The sequence below is a fragment of the Labrenzia sp. PHM005 genome (assembly GCF_006517275.1).
Taxonomy (GTDB): Bacteria; Pseudomonadota; Alphaproteobacteria; order Rhizobiales; family Stappiaceae; genus Roseibium.
The window spans coordinates 765,650-784,712 of sequence record NZ_CP041191.1 but is presented as its reverse complement, the minus strand read 5'-3'; the positions used below and the strand labels follow the sequence as shown (position 1 = coordinate 784,712).

General features: G+C 54.4%; 18 protein-coding genes. 1 reads left to right on the top strand and 17 read right to left on the bottom strand.

What is annotated here, in order from left to right; translation table 11 throughout:
• Positions 1 to 30 precede the first annotated feature (30 nt).
• On the bottom strand, positions 31 to 1,308 hold the full coding sequence (locus FJ695_RS03575) for a hydroxymethylglutaryl-CoA synthase family protein (RefSeq protein WP_141184164.1): 1,278 nt from the start codon (positions 1,306 to 1,308) through the stop codon (positions 31 to 33).
• Between the two features lie 88 nt (positions 1,309 to 1,396).
• On the opposite strand from FJ695_RS03575, the gene FJ695_RS03570 reads away from it, so the two are divergent.
• Positions 1,397 to 1,639 (top strand): phosphopantetheine-binding protein, encoded by a 243-nt coding sequence (locus FJ695_RS03570; RefSeq protein ID WP_141184163.1) that lies wholly within the window; start codon positions 1,397 to 1,399, stop codon positions 1,637 to 1,639.
• A 48-nt stretch (positions 1,640 to 1,687) separates the two neighbouring features.
• Here FJ695_RS03570 and FJ695_RS03565 read toward each other — a convergent pair whose 3' ends face one another.
• From FJ695_RS03565 to FJ695_RS03490, 16 genes are all read right to left on the bottom strand, one after another.
• Complete coding sequence (locus FJ695_RS03565; protein ID WP_141184162.1) at positions 1,688 to 1,882, bottom strand: hypothetical protein; 195 nt, start codon at positions 1,880 to 1,882, stop codon at positions 1,688 to 1,690.
• A gap of 26 nt (positions 1,883 to 1,908) precedes the next feature.
• A complete protein-coding gene (locus tag FJ695_RS03560) occupies positions 1,909 to 3,210 on the bottom strand; it encodes an ABC transporter substrate-binding protein (protein WP_168206251.1) in 1,302 nt (433 codons plus the stop codon).
• A gap of 1 nt (position 3,211) precedes the next feature.
• Positions 3,212 to 4,078 (bottom strand): prohibitin family protein, encoded by an 867-nt coding sequence (locus tag FJ695_RS03555; RefSeq protein ID WP_141184160.1) that lies wholly within the window; start codon positions 4,076 to 4,078, stop codon positions 3,212 to 3,214.
• A gap of 529 nt (positions 4,079 to 4,607) precedes the next feature.
• Positions 4,608 to 5,198: a YcjF family protein gene (locus FJ695_RS03550; protein WP_141184159.1), complete on the bottom strand. Its 591-nt coding sequence runs from the start codon at positions 5,196 to 5,198 to the stop codon at positions 4,608 to 4,610.
• A gap of 233 nt (positions 5,199 to 5,431) precedes the next feature.
• Positions 5,432 to 6,091: a YcjF family protein gene (locus FJ695_RS03545; protein ID WP_141184158.1), complete on the bottom strand. Its 660-nt coding sequence runs from the start codon at positions 6,089 to 6,091 to the stop codon at positions 5,432 to 5,434.
• A complete protein-coding gene (locus tag FJ695_RS03540) occupies positions 6,088 to 6,744 on the bottom strand; it encodes a ParA family protein (protein ID WP_141184157.1) in 657 nt (218 codons plus the stop codon). The genes FJ695_RS03545 and FJ695_RS03540 overlap by 4 nt, the downstream gene beginning before the upstream one ends.
• 118 nt (positions 6,745 to 6,862) lie before the next feature.
• Positions 6,863 to 7,921 (bottom strand): DUF3089 domain-containing protein, encoded by a 1,059-nt coding sequence (locus FJ695_RS03535; RefSeq protein ID WP_141184156.1) that lies wholly within the window; start codon positions 7,919 to 7,921, stop codon positions 6,863 to 6,865.
• Positions 7,922 to 8,252: 331 nt separating this feature from the next.
• Positions 8,253 to 9,389: an acyl-CoA dehydrogenase family protein gene (locus FJ695_RS03530; protein ID WP_168206250.1), complete on the bottom strand. Its 1,137-nt coding sequence runs from the start codon at positions 9,387 to 9,389 to the stop codon at positions 8,253 to 8,255.
• A gap of 13 nt (positions 9,390 to 9,402) precedes the next feature.
• Positions 9,403 to 10,596 (bottom strand): acyl-CoA dehydrogenase family protein, encoded by a 1,194-nt coding sequence (locus FJ695_RS03525; RefSeq protein ID WP_141184154.1) that lies wholly within the window; start codon positions 10,594 to 10,596, stop codon positions 9,403 to 9,405.
• 48 nt (positions 10,597 to 10,644) lie between these two features.
• Entirely contained in the window at positions 10,645 to 11,109 is a 465-nt protein-coding gene (locus FJ695_RS03520; protein WP_141184153.1) for a MaoC/PaaZ C-terminal domain-containing protein, read from the bottom strand.
• 329 nt (positions 11,110 to 11,438) lie between these two features.
• Positions 11,439 to 11,885, bottom strand: a complete 447-nt coding sequence (locus FJ695_RS03515; protein WP_168206249.1) for a MarR family winged helix-turn-helix transcriptional regulator — start codon at positions 11,883 to 11,885, stop codon at positions 11,439 to 11,441.
• Positions 11,886 to 12,056: 171 nt separating this feature from the next.
• Positions 12,057 to 13,259 carry a CaiB/BaiF CoA-transferase family protein gene (locus FJ695_RS03510; protein ID WP_141184151.1) on the bottom strand — a complete coding sequence of 401 codons (1,203 nt, stop codon included), beginning with the start codon at positions 13,257 to 13,259 and terminating at the stop codon, positions 12,057 to 12,059.
• A 1-nt stretch (position 13,260) separates the two neighbouring features.
• Positions 13,261 to 15,405: an acetate--CoA ligase family protein gene (locus FJ695_RS03505; protein WP_141184150.1), complete on the bottom strand. Its 2,145-nt coding sequence runs from the start codon at positions 15,403 to 15,405 to the stop codon at positions 13,261 to 13,263.
• Positions 15,406 to 15,419: 14 nt separating this feature from the next.
• Complete coding sequence (locus tag FJ695_RS03500; protein WP_247653785.1) at positions 15,420 to 16,943, bottom strand: AMP-binding protein; 1,524 nt, start codon at positions 16,941 to 16,943, stop codon at positions 15,420 to 15,422.
• A 22-nt stretch (positions 16,944 to 16,965) separates the two neighbouring features.
• Positions 16,966 to 17,745 carry an enoyl-CoA hydratase-related protein gene (locus FJ695_RS03495; protein ID WP_141184148.1) on the bottom strand — a complete coding sequence of 260 codons (780 nt, stop codon included), beginning with the start codon at positions 17,743 to 17,745 and terminating at the stop codon, positions 16,966 to 16,968.
• 107 nt (positions 17,746 to 17,852) lie between these two features.
• Positions 17,853 to 19,058 carry an acetyl-CoA acetyltransferase gene (locus tag FJ695_RS03490; protein ID WP_141184147.1) on the bottom strand — a complete coding sequence of 402 codons (1,206 nt, stop codon included), beginning with the start codon at positions 19,056 to 19,058 and terminating at the stop codon, positions 17,853 to 17,855.
• Positions 19,059 to 19,063 lie beyond the last annotated feature (5 nt).

The window sequence follows — 19,063 nt, the reverse complement described above, 5'->3', positions numbered from 1 at the left end:
AGCCTATCGGAGCAGAGGAGACAACACAACTCAAAGTACATCGTATTCGCGATGGAAGTTTTTGATTTCTTTCAGGAAGAGCCGCTGATATCCGAGCTGGGCGCTTTGATCGGCAATGCAGGATTTCATGTCCGGAACCTGATCAAGATCTGGTTGGTGGTTGCGCGTGCCGAAGGGAACAGCCTTGCAACCTTCAAGCAATGCCTCGTATTGCGGCATGGTAAGTTTATGCCTCAGGTCCAGCGCTTTTTGAATCGGCGCGTCCTGTAACCGCCGCTGCCCGTCAGCAGTAGAAACTCCGCTGTAAAACTCCGAGGCACAGCCAGAGCCATAGGAAAAGCAACCGATCCGCTGGGGCGTCCGGTAATCGCCATAAAGCACGGCTCCTGTCAGTGACAACAGAACAGTCGCCCCCATGATGTTTCCGATCCTCTGGCACAGGCGCAATCCGGGAGCCACTCGAGTTTCGAAATCCACGTCGATCTCATCAGGACGACTGCGCAAAAGCCGGCGCATCATGTGCCGATGAGCGCCTTTCACCATTCCGCCAAAGGGCGTGTGAAAGGCCAGATAGTTGAAGCTGTCTTGGTAGGAAACACCTTCGACACGTGCACGATAAGCAGCAAAGCTCTGCTCACAACAATCGAGGTAGGACAGGAGCGACAGGTCTGAGTCCCCGGCTTCAGAATCTGGCATTGGCCTGCAGGTATCCATGACTTCAAAACAATATGTGCCATTGGCGCCGATGTCGGACTGAAATATGCGCGGCTGGTCGCTTACCAAAAGCGCAACCGCGCCAGCCCCGCCACTGGGTTCAAAATACTCCCAATCCATGGTCAGTTCGTCACTGGTCTCGTCCACCAAGACCCGGGATAAGTCGGTCGCAACAACCAAAGCTTTCGCACCTGGTGAGGTCTGCGACAATATGAAGTTCAGTGCCATCTGATAGCCCGCGGTTCCGGAATAGCAGGCCTGTTTGATTTCAAAGAGCCGGCAGTTGCGGCTTAATCCCAAATAGTGATGGATATAAGTGCTCAGCGATTTGCCAAAATCCAGACCGGATTCGGTACATGTAATCAGCAGTTCGATCTGATCGCGTTCGGCCTGCGACAATGCATCGATCACGGGTTTGGCGGCATTAACTCCAAGCGACACCGCGTCTTCATATGGCAATGCCGCTGATTTCTGGCGGATGAGGAGGTTCTCGAAACGCTGAAGATCCATGCCGCGGTATTGCGCCAGTTCAGAGACATCCAGGTAAACACTGCCGCCATAAACACCAACTGCTTCAATCCCTGCGGTGTTCATTCGTGACACTCTCCCTGCATCCGTGTAGAACACACAGCGTATCCGCTGATTTCAATTGCGCCAAGAACAACCCCAGGGACGCAACATCATGAGTCAAACTGATCCGTTTGAGACTGTGAAACGCAATGTGCAAGAGGTGTTGCCTGAACTCGAGCCGGATATGATCCAACCGGAGTCAATCCTGGTCGACCTCGGGGCAAATTCGGTGGATCGGATGGATGTCATCACCCTGTCGATGGAAGATATGGGCATTGCCATCCCTTTGATGAGTTTTGCCAAGGCGGTGACTTTACGGGATCTGGCCGAAATATTGGCAGCATCCAAAGTCTAATCGTTGTCCCACTCAAGAATATTATTGCGGCAGGGATGCTTCTTGCCGTTACTTTTTAGCGGCCCGTTCTGGCCGCCTGTCGTCCGAAGCCAGGAGCACCACAATTCCCACGAGTGGTGAGAACAGCAGCGAAATCAGAAAGTTACCCAGGAACCGGAAGCGTTTCCGAGACCCAAGCATACCGATCACCCAGGCCAAGCCGATCCAGATCAAGATGGGCCAAGGATTGTACAAAAACAGCATGTTGCAATCTCCTTTAGGCGGGGCCGTCAGTCTTTGGAAGTTTTTGGCTTCTGGCCTTCCTGGGTGCTTTCGGGCGACGCTTGGTTTTGGATGGCGTCATCGGATTGAATAATGTCTGAAACAACCGGCAGTTCATAGGTTGCTACTGTATGAAAAGCGGACCCGTTATGGCGCTCGACATAGATATGGGTGTCGACAATCCGTCCTCCTGCGTCAAATGCGACGGGCCCGGTGACTCCGATAAACTTGGTGCGGTAACGTGAAATAGACAAGAAACTCGCTAGTTTGTCTGCTTCCAATGACTTCGTTTTTTCGACAGCATAGGCCAAGAGCTTAACCGCATCATAGGCAATGGCGGCCTCTTGATCCGGAACATCGTCAAATTCTTCCTTATAGGAGGCAATAAATTTGACCGCATCTGTCCCAATGGTGTCCATGTCATAGAGCGACACGGCCATCACATCTTTCATGTTCGAAGTCCCGACAAAGCTGGTCACGGATTCAGAGAGGAGTAGTTCGGGACCAAAAATCGGTTGTTTCAGCCCCAGTTCCCGGCCTTTACGGATGAACTCTTGCATGGGTTCTGGCGAAGCCGAGGCAATGTAGAATGCATCCACATCCTTGAGATCAAAAATCGAATTGTCCAAAACAAACAGCAATAGACGGGTCATCGCGGCCGTGTCTTTGGAAAACAGTGAGCGAAAAATGATCTCGCCGCCATTCACTGTCATAAATTCCTCAAACTGGCGCGAAAGGCGTTTGGCAGTTTCCGAGCGGTCCGAGAGGACTACAATATTTTTCAGTTCCTCATGTAGGGCATAACTCGCTATGGCTTTGGCTTGATCCCGGCTATTCGGAGTCAGCATAAAAACCAGGTTCAAATCCAAATTGGCCAAGGCTCCATCGGTGACACTGGTGGCCAAAAACAGAACGTCGTCACGTTGATAGATCGAACTTGCTGGCAGGGCAGCCGCCGACGAACTGTGCCCGATTACTGCAACCAGATCTTTGATGGCAACCGTGCGGTCTGCCATCCGCAAAGCATCATTTACCTCGTCAGCGCTTGGTGCGGCATCCGGCGGTTTGTCTTCCTTGAGGGGTTGCAGGAGCACATTGTGGCCATTTAAGCCACCTGATTTGTTCAATTCTTTTACCGCAAGGTGTGCCCCTTTAAAAAAGGACGCGATGTCGCCGTTAATGCCATTGGAATATGGTGCTGCAATGGTAACTGGATTTTTGGATGCGTCCTTAGAGCTCGCAAAAGTAGAGGCCGGTAGGAACGCAAAGACGGCTATCAATGCGGTTATGGCAGCGCGGGTTCCGGTCATTTCAGCGATCACCGCCCAAAATGATCGGCAACCCATCTTCGCCGGAACCAATCACCACTGTTTTTGCATTTTCACTCGTTGCCAAATCTGTGGTGGCGCGAATGCCCTGCCAGCGTAACAGATCCGGACTCAGGCTTTTGCTTATGGTGTCCTGATAGTCTTTGATCCCCTCCGCCTCGATCTTCTTTCGACGGGCCTCTTGTATTTCAATATCGATTCGGTACGCGTATGCCTTGCTCTGCTCCTGCAACGCCATCTTATTCTCAATTGCATCGCGGACCACGCCGGGCAGTTCCACGCGCCGAACCAGTACAGCATCAATAATCACATACCGCTCTTCGCCCTCGACCAGGCTGTTGGCAATCACCGTCTCGAGGAACCCGCGACGGCTCGTGTAAACCTCTTCGGCGGTATATCGGCCGACAGCGCGGCGCAGCACTGCTTCCGTCTCCGGCAGGACGACTTTTTCAGCATAATTCTTGCCGACATTGACGTGTAGGGTCGGCAAAAGGCGTACATCTGCACGATAACGGATGGCGACATATACCGTCACCGGCAAGCCATCGCTTGTCAGAAGTTGATAAGCGTTCTCTCGGATCTGCAGGCGCGTGTTATAGATATGCATCCTGTTCCAAGGGTAAATGATATGCAGTCCTTCGCCGTATAGTGCGGATACCTCGGTTCCGCTGAAGAGACGATAAAGGACCCCAGCCTCACCGGAACGAATGGGGATAAAAATTCTTGGCCAAAGCAGCAGCAACACGGCAGCAATCACCAGAATAGTTAAAGTGACAAGCGACTTGGCGATCCGGTCCCACCTGCGAACGGGGGCGGCCTCTTCAAGGTCGTCGTCTAAAAAAGTCATCATAAACGTCCGATGATTGTCCGTTAATACATATGTGATTATACGTCGACGTTAGGATAACACCAGGCAAACATAAGCTTTTTGCTTTCTCCGGTTTTATGACCGCTTGTGTTGGAAGCAGCCTGGCTACCAGCTGGGTTTTCCGAAGTGCCGGCCTTTTACTGTCTGGTTTCTAAATAATCCGCTGATCTCTTTCGGTCTGCCGCATCCGCCCATCAAGCGGCCTTTGCCGGTTTTTCGAACGATAGCCCAACGGTATCAGCCGCAAGGACGGCCGGTGTCAGGGCTGGTTTAGTGCAAGGCAGACGGTTTTACCGTGGTCAGTTTTGTGCCGCTGTGTTCGGGAACGGGAAGGTAATCTTGGTTGGGGTTTCGAACAGATGTTGTAATGCGAGTGCCATCCCCACTTGCGGGTCGATACTTGGCAAATGATGGCGTCCTTCAATCAGGTAGCCAAAAAAGTGGCCGGAAAATGCGAATACACCCCAAATTCTTCATTGGGTTAATTCACATTTGCCGGCCCGTTCCCAAATCAGGCAGCAGTGCCTTCGGCAGAGTCAGATTCTGATTTGACTTTTTCTTTTGCTTTGCGGGCGAGTTCTTTGCCCTTTTCAAACTGTTCTTTGTAGAAGTCGCGCATTTTTCCGGCGTTGAAGTCCATCAATGTGCCACCGTTTTCATAGTGTTGTACGATGGACCTGCCGACCGCATATGTTGCTCCGCCTGCGACAACAGGGAGCGAAACCATACCAACCATCCAGCCTATGCCGGGGATCATCTTGGTTGCACTTGCTGCAACGACATAACCGGCCCCATAACCAAGAACGCCACCGGCTAAAGCATATATTATCTTGCGCCCAAGCTTTTCGGAAAACGGCTTTCCATAAAGCTGAGACAGTTTCTGGATCATGCGGAGTTGGATCGCAATGACAGCGGCAATATCGAAGAAAGCAACGGGAACAATACTCGCCGCCACAGACGCGATGACGTAATCCTTGATCAGATTATCTGCGACAAGGTCACGGGTTAGATCATCTTCTGAATCGATATTGATGTCTTCAGTATCTGCAACTTCCGGCTGAGTTTCAGCGGTGTCTTCCGCTGCGGTGCTTTTGCTTGCCATAGAAATCTCCTGTTTTCAGCGTTGGCCAAGGAGTTCCCCCTTAGGTCTGCTGCAAAGAAGGTGGCCCTTATTTCTGAACGGCATATCGCTCAACACTGACGGTACTATTTAAAATGGTAAATGGAAAGGGCCGCTGCGTAAGATCGAAAGGAATTGCTTCAGATGCTGGGAAGAGCGAAGTTTTTCGATGCTATTGCTTATGGGCATGACTCAGATGCCCGTTGTTCACTGTTCTATTGGTCAGAGGACAGTCCAGGGGAAGATAGATGCGAGATATAGACTTCGCCAACTATCCGAAGGAGGACTGCAGCCGAGACAGAGGTTAGCGCTATGCCGAGCAGATGCGGTCCAGGCGTCATGCGCAGTAGTCCGGTTGTCGTGAAACTGGCAATTCCAGGGGCTGCCATTCCAGTAAGCATTGCGGAGGCAAGCTGTTTACTTCTTTCTCGGTCAAGCCGGACGCCATACAGTCGGGCCAATTTCCGGAGCATCCGGTCGGCGACAATAGTAATTGCGGCGAGGTCCACCCACGGCATGGGGACTAAGCCCGCCAGTGCGGCAACATTCGCATGTCGTTCCACAATCTGCATTGCTGCTGATTTCCGGAAATTGTTCCTGTCATGCTTAGGTTGGCGGCCTATTACGGGAGGGGCCGAAACGACATCGTCCGCCATCGCATTTTCATCTGTTAAAGCGCTTGATTCAGAGCCCTGAAGTGCGGACTTATCAATGTTCTCCCCTTGCTCGAATGCAGATTGTTTGTCGCGGGCTTCTGCGGTTTTTTTAGGGGGCGTTTGCCGAAGTGTCCGGTCTTCGCTGTTGAGAGCCGATTTTGCCGCGCTTCGCAGATCGTTCAGGGTACGATTTGACGTTTTTGGCAGCTTCTTGCTCATGCGCTCAGCGCCCGTTTTGCTGAGACTAAGGCCAATGCCTCCTCTGCAATTGCGGCAATGTCCCGGGCTGCCGGCCCGGCCGGCTCGATCATGCTTGGGGTGGCGCCGTAGAGGCCTGCTTCGGCATACGCCACCCGATTGGGCATCTCGCTGCTTAGGAGCGGAAAACCGCCGTCTTCCAATTCAGCACGGACATGCCGGGATATCACACTGCCCTTGACCGTCTGGGTAAGGAGGCACCGGAATGTGGGGGCCCAGCCCTTTACACCGTTCATCAGCGTTCCCACGGTGTCCATCATTCGGTCAACGTCCAGGGGAGAGGCTTTCACTGGAATGAGGACTATATCTGCCACTGCAAGCGCGGAGATTGTGATTTCACTGTCAAAGCCGGGTGTATCGATTATGGTGATACCGTGAGAAACGGAGTGCTGTTCTACTTTGCTCCAGACGTTCGTCTCGGCTTGTTCGAGAACCTTCACGTTGGCCAAAGCCTGATCCCGTTCTGCAAGCCGTACGATCGAGCGTTGCGGGTCTGCATCGACCAGAAGCGGGTTTAAACCCTTCAGTTGCCAATGAACGGCAAGGCAGGACGCCAATGTGGTTTTGCCGCTCCCCCCCTTCAAAGAGGCAATGGTTAACACTGACCCGTTCATATGTTCTTGGCTCTGCTGATTCTCGTGATCCTATGAAAATCCTAACAAAAACTGTGGGGAACACCATAGTACAATGCTTTATTTCCCTTCTGAGCAAACATGAAGAGCGAGTGCACTGTCATTTTTTGTCCGTAAGAAAGGTTTGAATACGCTGCGCCGCGTTTTTGGAGATGTTTTCGGAGAACAAAAGATAATCGAATACGTGATAGACACCGGTATGGAAAACCTTTGGTTTGGTGACAAGTAAATCTGGATTTTTGGCGATGACTGCTACGCCGCCATCAGCAATCTGCGCTGAAGCAAACCCGGGAAAAAGCGTAAAGGTGCCGACGAATTTGCCATCCTTGTTTTGGTTCGGGATAGCGGAACCAATGTTGCGCGAGGCAGGTACTAACGTGTCTTCACGGGTCCAGGAGAGGGGATTGACGACCACGGCTCCTGGAAAAATCACAGGTGAGTATTTCTGTTTGCCAGGCGCGACTGTGTTGTAGGTGATAAAACAGCCAATCTGATTGGCTTCGGAACAGATTTTGATGTTTGAGTTTTCTTTGAGGTTCTCTTCAGTAATGGACCAGCCGATCACATAACCGGCGATTAACTGATCTTCATAGCCTGTTTCGCCCCAGTATTTCAGCAATAACTCGGTTAGTAGATAAGACCCCTGACTGTGACCGGCCAGAATGAAGGGCCGCCCGTTGTTGTCGTGCTTGAAGTAATGCTCCAGCGCTCGGCGGACATCGTCAATTCCATAGCGAATTAGGGCGTCCCGTTCCTTTTTAGGCAGAGAAAATCCGGCAAAATTCATCTGCCGGTAAAGGGGGGAGTAAAGGTTGGCTTGAACGGAAAAGACCCGGGCATCGACCTTCACAGTCAGTTCCGCTTCTTCAACCAGGTCTTTGTTTGTAATGTGCATCAACCACGTGCTGCCACCGGCCAGTACGGTCGGATAGAGCCATATTATGTCGACAGCAAATTGATCTGGATTATCTGGTTTGGCGAGCCAGCTTGTTTCTTTCGAATAATCAGGTGCCGGCGGAACATTTACCTCGGTAACGGGTGGCAAACTTGAAACTTGTTCGCTTGCCGCAACAAGGCTGCTCGAGAACTGCAGGGCGAACAAAGCAATTAAAAGCGATAGTAATTTGTTTTTAGCCGGGGACTTGAACAATTGTAACATCTACCCGTTCTGCGCTATTCGGTGGGTCAATTGTCGTCATAATTGTAGAGTCTAGGATGCACTAATGCGGGTGAACGGGTCAATTAAACATTCAAGAATGAGGCAAGTGCCGCAGGGTAATTATTTGTCTATGCGCCAGGACATGTTTGCTGTGATCAAGCTCTGGCAACCAGTAAACAAGGCCCTTTTCAGGGCCATGTTTGTTGCTTAACCGATATAAAATCGAAACTGAATTGGCCCATAGGCGATGAGAGCAGTCCACGACAAGGACGCAGCGCGGAGGCGCTAGAGAGCAATACCATTATACAAGGTCAAGTACGCATGACGTTTTCTACAATTGCCCGGCATAACGCGCCAGATGATGATCAACATCACCAAAGGCCAATTCAGTGACCAATGTCCTCTTAACGTAGTCGCCGAGTTCATAGTCTTCGGTCATGCCGATGCCGCCGTGCATTTGGATGGCGTTCTGGCAGATGGCGCGGCCCCGTTCACCCAAAAACACTTTGGCTGCCGAGATCGCTTTCTTCCGGACGTGCGCATCCGTACTGTCTGCCGTCATCGCGGCCTCGTAAATCAGTGAGCGGGCGTGTTCAAAGTCGATCATCATTTCCGCCAGTTGATGCTGCAGGGCTTGAAATTCGCCGATCGGCCGGCCGAATTGTGTCCGGACTTTCAAATACTCAGTTGTCAGGCCAATTATCTTTTCCAGCGCACCGAGAGCTTCGGCGCAAAACGCGGATGTTCCCAAGTCAGCTATATGTTCGATGGTATCCAAAGCTTGGTTTTCAGATCCAAGAAGATCTGAAGACGTGACCTCGACATTTTCCAAGACGATATCCGCGCCTGCACGACCGTCGGCGAGACGGTAGGTTTTCAAAGTGACACCATCGGTATCTGGCCGGACAAGGAACAGGCTGAGCCCATCTGACTCTGTTGGAGTTCCCCCCTTTGTTCGGGCAGATACGATCAAAAGATCGGCTGACGGTGCTCCGATGACGGCGGATTTTTGCCCGGAGAGCCGATAGCTAGTGCCCTCCTTGATCGCCCGGGTCGCAACGTGGCCAACGTCGAACCGGCCCTCTGGTTCCAAAAGCGCCACGGCCAGCTTTTTTGATCCATCCGCGATGCCCGGCAGCAAGGCCTGTTTTTGTTCTGCCGTTCCGGCCAATTGGATCGCACTGCCGCCCAGGACAACACTTGCCAAAAAAGGTTCGAAAGCCAAATGCCGTCCAAATTCAACCGCGGCGACCATGGTGTCGACGGCGCTGCCGCCAATGCCGTCATAGGCCTCGGGGATCGGCAATCCGAGCAGGCCCATATCGCTGAGCGCGGCCCAGATTGCAGGGTCATGGTCCTTGTCGTCGGAAAGCAGGCTCTTTCTGGCCTCTTGGCCACAATTGTCGCTCAAAAGCTTGCTCAAGCTGTCCGAAATCAGAGACTGTTCTTCGCTATAATTGAAATTCATATCGTCTGCTCCGTTAACCCAATAGCGCCTTGGAAATGATGGTTTTTTGAATTTCGGTGGTGCCGCCATAAATCGTCGCCTTGCGTCGGTCGATGTAAGCGGGCATCCGCGGAATGGCATAGTCAGGTCCGACCGTGTCACCGTTCCAGGCCGGGTCCATCGCGGCTTGCTGCCAGGGCAGGGCATGTGTGCCGACAGCGTCCATCTGAAGTTCTGCGATGCGCTGCTGAACTTCGGTTCCCTTGACTTTCAGAACTGAGGGGAAGGCGCCGTTCAACCCGCTCCCACTGCCGCTGAGCATGCGCATGTTGGTGAGTTCAAGCGCGCGCAGGTCGATTTCAAGCCGTGCAATTTTGGCAGCAAACAGTGGATCTTCGATCAACGGTTTGCCGTTTTTCTTTTCTGTCCGCGCTATTTCCAGAAGTTTCTGGAATTCCGCTTTGCAGCCGCCGACACCGGCGATGCCGGTGCGCTCGTTGCCAAGCAGGAATTTGGCGTAATCCCAGCCCTTGTTTTCTTCGCCAACAAGGTTTTCCGCCGGGACCCGGACATTTTCCAAGAACACTTCATTGACCGAGTGCATGCCATCGAAGGTGATGATCGGTCGAACGGTAATTCCGGGCGTTTTCATGTCGACAAGTAAGAAGGAAATGCCCTGCTGTTTTTTGGGCGCCTTCGGATCTGTTCGAACCAGACAGAACATCCAGTCTGAAAAATGGGCGTAGGACGTCCAGATCTTCTGGCCGTTGACCACATAGTGATCTCCGTCCCGAACCGCAGACGTTTTTAGCGATGCCAAGTCTGAACCGGAACCTGGTTCGGAAAATCCCTGACACCAAGCAACTTCGCCTCTGACGATACCGGGCAAGTGCTGGACTTTTTGGGCTTCGTTTCCGAATTCGATAATCACCGGGCCAACCATATTGACGCCGAATGGAAGCACCCGCGGTGCCCCCGCGACATAGGCCTCTTCGTCGTAGATATTGACTTGCATGGCCGTCCAGCCGCAGCCGCCATGTTCTTGGGGCCAACGTGGTGCCAGCCAGCCCTTTTTGCCAAGAATGCGCTGCCAGCGCATGAAATCCTCGCCGTCCAGTTTTTGGCCAGCCTTGACCTTATCGCTGAGGTCTTTGGGCAGCTCGGCTGCCAGAAACTCCTGCACGTCAGCGCGGAAGATCTCGTCTTCCGGCGTATAGTTGATGTCCATGCCTCACTCCCTTTTATCCGCGCATCGGCGCTCCTCAAGCGCCGAACATCACTCCCGCCCGGCTACAAGCCGTTTGGCGGTATAAGTGATCACGATTTCTCCGTTTTGATTGATGATGTCATTGCGCGTTGTGACGACAGCGCGGTTGCCCTTGCTGGTCGGGCGAACGTCGAGCACCTCAACAATTGCATGGACGGTGTCGCCGGCGGACACCGGTCCGAGAACCTTCTTGTCAACTTCCAGAAGGGCCAATCCGGTTGCCTGGATCAGGGTTTGGCACTGAATGCCCTCAATCAACGTGTAGGTCAGGGCCGCCGGGGCGACACGGCCGCGTGCTGCAACGCCTTGACCAAACGTCTGATCGGTAAACAGGACCTCGGTCATGCCCGTCACACCAACAAAAGCAATAATGTCGGTTTCGGTAATGGTCCGGGCCAAAGTCTGAAGGCGGTCGCCGACGGCAAAGTCTTGCCAGGTGAACCCTTGTCCGACGAGCCGCGGTGTATCTGTCATGCACGTTGACACCCTGATTGGTTATTTGAATTCCGGCACCATGTGGATGGCCTGGCAGCTCAATCCAACATGAGAATAATAGTAAGCATATTTATTATTATAGTACGAACAAAATATCAGGCAAGGGTTTTGACAAGGCCCCGATAGAGCCGCGTAAATGAAAAATGAGCTTGAATTCAGATACGGCATTGCAGTGGGCGGTGCATCCAATGCACAAGCCTCAAACCACCACAAACTAAATAACGGAAATCGGGCACCGCCCAATTGCACTGCCGGAAGGGAGATGGTTTCCGTTTCGTGAAACTACAAAAACCTGAAAGTGAATGGTCTTAGGAGGCCGCCCCGTTCAAACGGTCTTGCAAGTTCCGGCGGGCCTTTCTCAAAACGGTGATTAGTTGTTCGACTTCGGCCTCGTCGACACCCTCAAAGGTGACTGAATTCATATGGCGCATACTGTCGCCAATTTTTTTCCAGACTTCCTGCATCTTTGGGGTCAGCCACACCTGTTTGGCGCGGCGGTCTTTTGCATCTGGACGCCGTTCTACATAGCCTTTGGCTTCAAGGCGGTCGACCAGGCCACTAACCGTGACAGTTCCGATATCCATGCGGGTCGACAGTTCAGTCTGGGTCAGGCCGTCTTCTTTATGCAGATGATTGAGCACAAAAACCTGGACATGGGTCAGGTCATATTCGGTTGCCAGCTGATCGAATAAAATCCTTCGAAAACGGGCGATGTCGCTGAACAGGGTTCCGAGCTTGCGGTCCAGGTCGTTCATAGGAGTCCAATTTTTTGTCTGCCAAAAAGCGGTATTTGTCGCACAAAATAAGCACGCCGAGCGCGTGCATACCCCGCTCTGGTTCTGGCAACGCCACCAGAGCGAATTGAGCGGGCGATCCATAGCAAATTATGTATATGTGAACAATAATCAGTTGGTCGTGGTTCCTTGTCAGGCGATTGCGCTGAGAAGATCATCGATGTCCTCAGCGGAGATCCCCATTTCCTCCAAGATTTCGCGGCTGTGCTGGCCTACCTTTGCTGGCGGGATGCCATCATTATGGGGTCCATCCTCATTGGCCATGAAAGGTGCACCCAAGAGGGAGGTCTTATCGGATACCCCGTCAAGAGGACCGGCATCAACCAAAAGACTGCGATGGCTGAGTTGTGGATCTGACAAAGCCTGGCCCAAATCGCGCACCGCCTGAACCGGGACACCATGTGTTTTCAAAATGACAAGCCAGTCCTCTGTGCTGCGGGTGAGAAAGACCGGTTTCAATAACTCCCGCCCTTCATCCAGATGTCTGTGACGTGTCTGTTCATCCTTGAAACGGGGATCTTCCAGCAGATCTTCAAGGCCGACCGCTTTAAAGGTGTTTTCCTGATGGCTGGCGGTGAGCGTTGCCAGCAGGATCACACCGTCAGACGTTTCAAAGGTGCCGGCTGTTGGTTGGGCCATGGGCGATTCATTGCCCATGAGAGGCGGCAGGTGGCCGCGCACCAGATAATCCGCGCCCTGGCAGCACATCAGCTGTAAAGCCGTGTCATACATGGCAACATCGAGGTATTGGCCTTCGCCGGTCATCGCCCGCCGGTAGAGAGCTGCGGCAATGGCAAAGGCTGCGGATATACCGGTCGCGACATCAACCAGCATGAACCCGATTCGTGTTGGCCCGGTTTCCGGGTGACCGGTCAGCGACATCATGCCGGAATCCGCCTGAATGGCGGAATCATAAGCTTTTTCGGAGGCACGTGGCCCGGTTTGTCCGTAGCCGCTGATCGAGCAATAGACGACGTTCGGATTTTTCTGGCGCACGGTTTCATAGTCGATGCCGAGCTTTTGCGCCGTACCCGGCACAAAGTTTTCGACAATAACATCTGCACCAGCAACCAGCTTGGCCGCAATATCGCGCCCGAGTGGGGATTTCAGATCGAGTGCAAGGCTGCGCTTTCTCAAGTTGCCGGTCAGGAATGCTGGAGACAAGCGCTTTTCAGCCATTTCCGGACTTGCCAGAACCCCGCGCAGCTGGTCACCGTCGCCGGGTGGCTCGACCTTGATCACATCGGCATCGAGAAGGGCCAACATCTGGGTCGACATCGGCCCAGAGAGGGCGCGGGTGAAATCAACCACCCGCAGTCCTTGAAATGCCCGCATGTTACCCAGCCGTCTTGGCGGTTTGAGGTTCCGGGGAGCGCGGGACGATCACAGCATCGAGCGCAACGGCTCCCTTTGGCAGAACAACAAATGGATTGATGTCAATCGATTCCAGCCGATCGGAATTTGCAGCTGCAAAAACAGACAGCCGCGACAGAGCTTCAGCAAGCGCATCTAGATCGGCAGGGGGCGCTCCGCGGACACCATCCAGCATCGCCCGTCCTTTGATACCGTCGATCATGCGGTGGGCTTCATCGATCCCGAACGGGGCAAGGCGGAATGTGACATCTTTCATCACCTCAACAAAAATTCCGCCAAGGCCGAACATCACAGCTGGGCCAAGCACCGGATCGCGGGTCACGCCTAAAACGGTCTCAACACCGCCGCTGACCATTTCGCAGACCAGAATTCCCTCGATATTGGCGTCCGGGTGCGCTGCACGTGCACGTGTTAAGATGTCATCGAAGCCTTCGCTGATGGCTGCTTCGGTGTTCAGGCCAACCAGGACCCCGCCGATTTCGGTCTTGTGAAGAATATCTGGCGACGCGATTTTCAGGACCACAGGCCCGCCAATCTTGTGCCAGGCGGTGACAGCTTCTTCGGCGCTGGCCACCAGAATGTCCCGGGTCACCGGGATACCGGCGCTTGATAGAATGGCTTTCGCACCAGCTTCAGAGACATCGTTGTCTGGGACCGGCGCAGCAGTTTTTGGCAAAGCCGGGGCGGGCTGCGGCCGGCCGCGCTCAAAGGTTTCGTGGAACTTGGCGAGCGCTGCCACAGCCCGGATCGCCATCACGGGATCCTCATAACACCCGATGTTCAGCGCCTCATAGGTTTCGATGATCTCCGGTGTAGCGATCATGCTGAGCGCCATTGGGGTGTCGGGATGTTTGTCTCTGAGATCCTTAAACGTCTTCAGGACAAAATCCTTCAAGCCCGGGGACTGTGGCGCGCTGGCAAGATAGGTGGCAAAGGCATCGCAGCCGCTTTCGCGGATCGATAAATCAATCCCTTGGCCAATCACTTCCGGCTGGTTGAGCACCTGCCCGGTGATGTCGATGGGATTGCGCACCCCGGCATAGGGGATCAGGCCGAGGAGCTTCTTCTGCAGGTCCTCTGGCATGGCTGGCACATCCAAACCGTTTTTGACAGTTTCATCGGCCATTTGGATGCCAACACCGCCGGAAACGGTCTGGATGGCCATTTTCCGGCCTTTCGGGAAAATGCCCGTCTGGCAGGCATAAGCGACATCAACCATCTCCTGGCAGCTTTGCGCCCGGTAGACGCCATATTGCTCAAACAGCGCGTCATAGATGGCATCGTCTCCGGCAAGGCTGGCTGTGTGGGTGGCAGCAGCTGCTGCACCGACGTCAGTATCGCCCACCTTGATCATGATTACGGGCTTTCGGGCTGCCCGCGCGAGGTCGAGCGCCTCACAGATCCGGTCCTTGTCCTTCGCGCCTTCTGTGTAGGCCATGATGGTGGAGACATCCGGGTGTTTTGCGTAATAGGCGATCACCTCGGCGACATCAATATCGGCTTCGTTTCCGGTGGTCACCCACATGTCCGTAGCAACGCCGCGCCGTTGCGCCATATAAAACATATGCGCGCCATAAGCGCCGCTTTGACTGATGATGGCTGTTTTGCCAGGAGCCAGCCGAAGGCTGGCCTGGACGCTGGAAAAGGTGCCGAACCAGCCGGCGCTGACGCTGAAGGCGCCAATGCAATTGGGTCCGATCAGACGCATGCCCGCGTCTTTTGCAGTCGCGGCAATCCGGTCTTGCATCGCTGCGCCGTCTTCCCCAAGTTCGGCAAATCCGGAGCTGAAGACGATTGTGGTCTTGGTGCCTCGGGCGGCACAATCGGCAACGGTGCTTGCCACAAGTGGTGCGGGCACAGCGACGATGGCACAGTCTACGGGTTCGGGGACGTCCGTGATGCTGGGATAGGCAGTCAAACCCTGGACAGTTGAGCGCTTTGGATTGACCGGATAAATCTGACCTTTGAACCCGCCGGCAAGCGTGCTTTGGACCGGGCGACCTCCGATCCGGTTTGGATCATCCGAGGCGCCAATAATGGCGACGGATTTGGGTTTCAAAAGGGCATCCAGCGAGTGGTGTGTCGTTGGGGTTAGAACATCGGCCATAAACCGCTCCTCGCTTAGATCTGCCGGCCTGCATCGGCCCAGAAGGCATCGCGCAGCTTGCGTTTGAAGATTTTTCCGTTGTCGTCGCGCGGCAGGCTGTCTTTGATTAAGATCTTGCGCGGGATCATGTAGTTGGCAATCCGGTCTTTCAGGAAGCTTTGCAGTTGACCGGTGTCAATGGTTGCATCGGGTTCGGGCTGTATGGCAACGGCAATTGCCTCGCCGAGGTCCGGATCCGGGATGCCGAAGACGGCACAATCGTGTACTTGCTCGTGATTGAACATCGCCGCTTCAATCTCAGCCGGATAAATATTAACGCCCCCGGAGATGATCATGTCGCGCTTTCGGTCGGAAATGAAGAGGTATCCTTCCTCATCCAAATAACCGATGTCGCCAACGGTGAAGAGCCCATCACGCTCGACGGCTTTGCGGTCTTCCGGGCGGCCTTCATAGACGAAATCCGGAAACGAGTGTAGGCGGCAATAGATTTCTCCAGGGACATTCGCCGGGCATTCGGTTCCGTCTTCGTTGAAGATTTTGATGGTTGCGTCTTCCACAGCGCGGCCGACTGTTCCCGGCCGGGCGAGGGCTTCCTCGCTGGAACACAGTGTGACCGCTCCGGTTTCCGTCCCGCCGTAGTATTCATAAATTACCGGACCCCACCACTTGATCATGGCTTCCTTGATGTCGGGGGGGAACGGTGCACCAGCGGCCACGATGTGTCGCAGGGAGGAAATGTCGTATTGCCGGCGCACCGTATCTGGGAGTTTCAGCAAGCGGATGAACATGGTTGGCACCATGAATGCCGTCGTAACTTTTTCTCTCTCGATGATCTGCAAGATTGTTTCCGGGTCGAATCGGGGCACCAAAATCAAATCGCCGCCCACATCAACCGTCAGCATGGCAAAACGATTGGGGGCGGAATGATACATCGGGGCGACCATCAAGGTCTTACAATCCTTATTAAAGATCTTGTTGTAGCCCGTGCTGACCAGGGTCGGGTTGGTCAGCCGCCGCACGCCCTTGGGATGGCCGGTGGTGCCAGAGGTATAGATCATCGCAGCTTGGCCATGCGCATTTGGCCCATCCCAAAGCGGAAAATCAGAAAGCCAGGAATCCCAGGTCGGAAAATCTTCGGGCAGCGCACAGTCCTCAGCCCGTAAGCCGTAGGTTTCAGCAATATCGGCCGGGGTCGGAACAATCACGATCTCCAAGCCATCAATGAGATCTTCCGGCAAGTCTGCACCGATACGGTTCCAGAGATCTGAGTGCAGCACAAACACCTTGGCCTTGCAGTCGGCAAGGATGTAAGCGGCTTCCTCGGCGGTAAAACGCCAGTTGATTGGAACGGCAGCAGCCTTGACCATGGCTGCTGCCAGATCCATGACGACAACTGGAAAGTCGTTGCGCATCATGGTGGCGACTGTGCCGCCCTCGGTTACACCGGCTTTCAAAAAACCATTGGCCGCTTTGCGCGCTGTTGTATGCGCTTCTGTATGGGCCATGTTTCTTGGACCGCAGATCAAAGTATTGGGCATGAATGTCTGGTCTTTTCTCGTCTTAGTGGCCCAAAAAATTGGGTTTGCGGTTTTCTCCAAAAGCCCGCACGCCTTCTTCAAAGTCCTTGGTATTGAAGGCTTTGCTTTGGCACGCAGCTTCCAGGCGTAAAGTGTCATCGAGTGAGGCCGATTGCGCCGCCGCGATTTCCCGTTTGATGAGCCCAAGGGCCACCGTCGGACCAGCAGCAAGGCGCTTGGCAAGGGCTGTCGCGGTGTCCAAAAGCGCTTCGTCGTCTGTCACTTCGTGAACCAGGCCCCAGTCCTTCGCCGTTTCGGCATCCATAGAGCCGCCGAGCATTGCAAGCGCTGTTGTGCGGGACGCGCCAATCCGGTGGGTTAGGAGCGATGAGGCGCCGCCGTCCAGAACCGCTCCGATCCGGGCAAACGAGAGGTGGAACTTGGCAGACTTTGCGGCAATGACGATGTCGGAGGCCAGAACCATGGAAAACCCGGCACCAGCGGCAGGGCCGTTGACAGCGGCAACGACGGGAATCGGAAGATCGCGAAACGCTTGAACGACCCGGTTGATACCGCCCAGGATTTGCGTTTCGATGTGCTCGCGGCGCGCCAGAATGGTGTCCAGCTCCAGATCGGCGCCACTGCAAAACCCGCGGCCAGATCCTGTGATTAAAACAGCGCGCACGCTGGGTGCATGCAGTTCAGCGGAAAGTTCCGCCAGCATGGCTTCACGCATTTCGGTCGACAACGCGTTGAGCCGGTCCGGCCGGTTTAAGGTCAGGGTCAGCAGGCCGCCGTCCCGTGTCACAAGTAGATCGCTCATTGCTCCTCCCCAGGATGCGATTGCGCGGGTGGTTCCTCTTTCCGCGCCGCGGATTGATTGGGCCCGGCTAGGTATCGCTCACCGGGCCCGGTCAGAAAGTGGCAGCTTTACGCCCCCATCTTCCCGACGATCGCCAGGGAGCAGACGTTCTGGTGCGGGAAACCGCCCAGATTGTGCGTCATGCCAAACACCGGCTCTTCCTTGCGCTGGCGGTCACCGGCGCGGCCCTGCAGCTGAAGATACATTTCGTAGATCATCCTGAGGCCTGAGGCGCCGATCGGATGGCCAAAACATTTGAGGCCACCGTCGATCTGGCAAGGCACCTTGCCGTCGGCATCATAAAAGCCGTCCATGATGTCTTTGACCGCGCCGCCTTCGGGAGAGATAAACAGATCCTCCATGGTCACCAGCTCGGTGATTGAAAAACAATCATGTACTTCAAACAGGCTGATCTGATCGCGTGGATTGCTAATACCGGCTTCCTTGTAGGCCCGTTCAGCGCATTTGCGTGTGGTGACAAAATGGCTGCCGTCCCAGGAATTGTGCTGGGCTTCCAATCCGTTGGAGGCGGCGAGTTGCAAGGCTTTCACGGTGATCAGATCGTGTTTGCCAAGGGATTTGGCGATTTCCGGTGTGGTGACGATGGCGCAGGCGGATCCGTCAGACACGCCGCAGCAATCAAACAGTCCGAGCGGTTCGGCGATGATCGGGGCATTCAGCACCTTGTCTTCATCGATCCGGTTGCGCAGATGTGCTTTGGGATTGCGTGAACCATTGTCATGGCTTTTGACGGAAATATGCGCCATGGCCCGCTTTAGATCACCCGCATCAATGCCGTGTTTGGCCTGATAGGCAGACGCCAGCTGAGCGAAAGAACCAGGTGCCGAGACATTGGCCCAGAACAGATCGTTGACCGATCCCCGGTTGCGCTGGGGCAGACCGCCGTAGCCCGTGTCTTTCAATTTCTCGACACCGAGCGCCAGCGCGATGTCAGCCGCCCCGGCTGCAACCGCATAAACGGCCCCGCGGAAGGCCTCCGACCCGGAGGCGCAGTAGTTTTCAACCCGGGTAACCGGAATGTTCGGCAGGCGCAGCGCCATCGATAGCGGCACGGCGGATTTTCCGACATGCTGTTCTTCGATGGCTGTGCCGAGCCAGGCCGCATCGATTTGGTTTTTCTCGATACCAGCATCGCCGAGTGCCTCGGTAAAAGCTTCGATCATCAGATCTTCGGCATTGTCGCTCCAGCGTTCGCCAAAGCGCGAGCAGCCCATTCCGAGAATCGCGACCTTGTCTCTAATTCCAGATGCCATTGTCC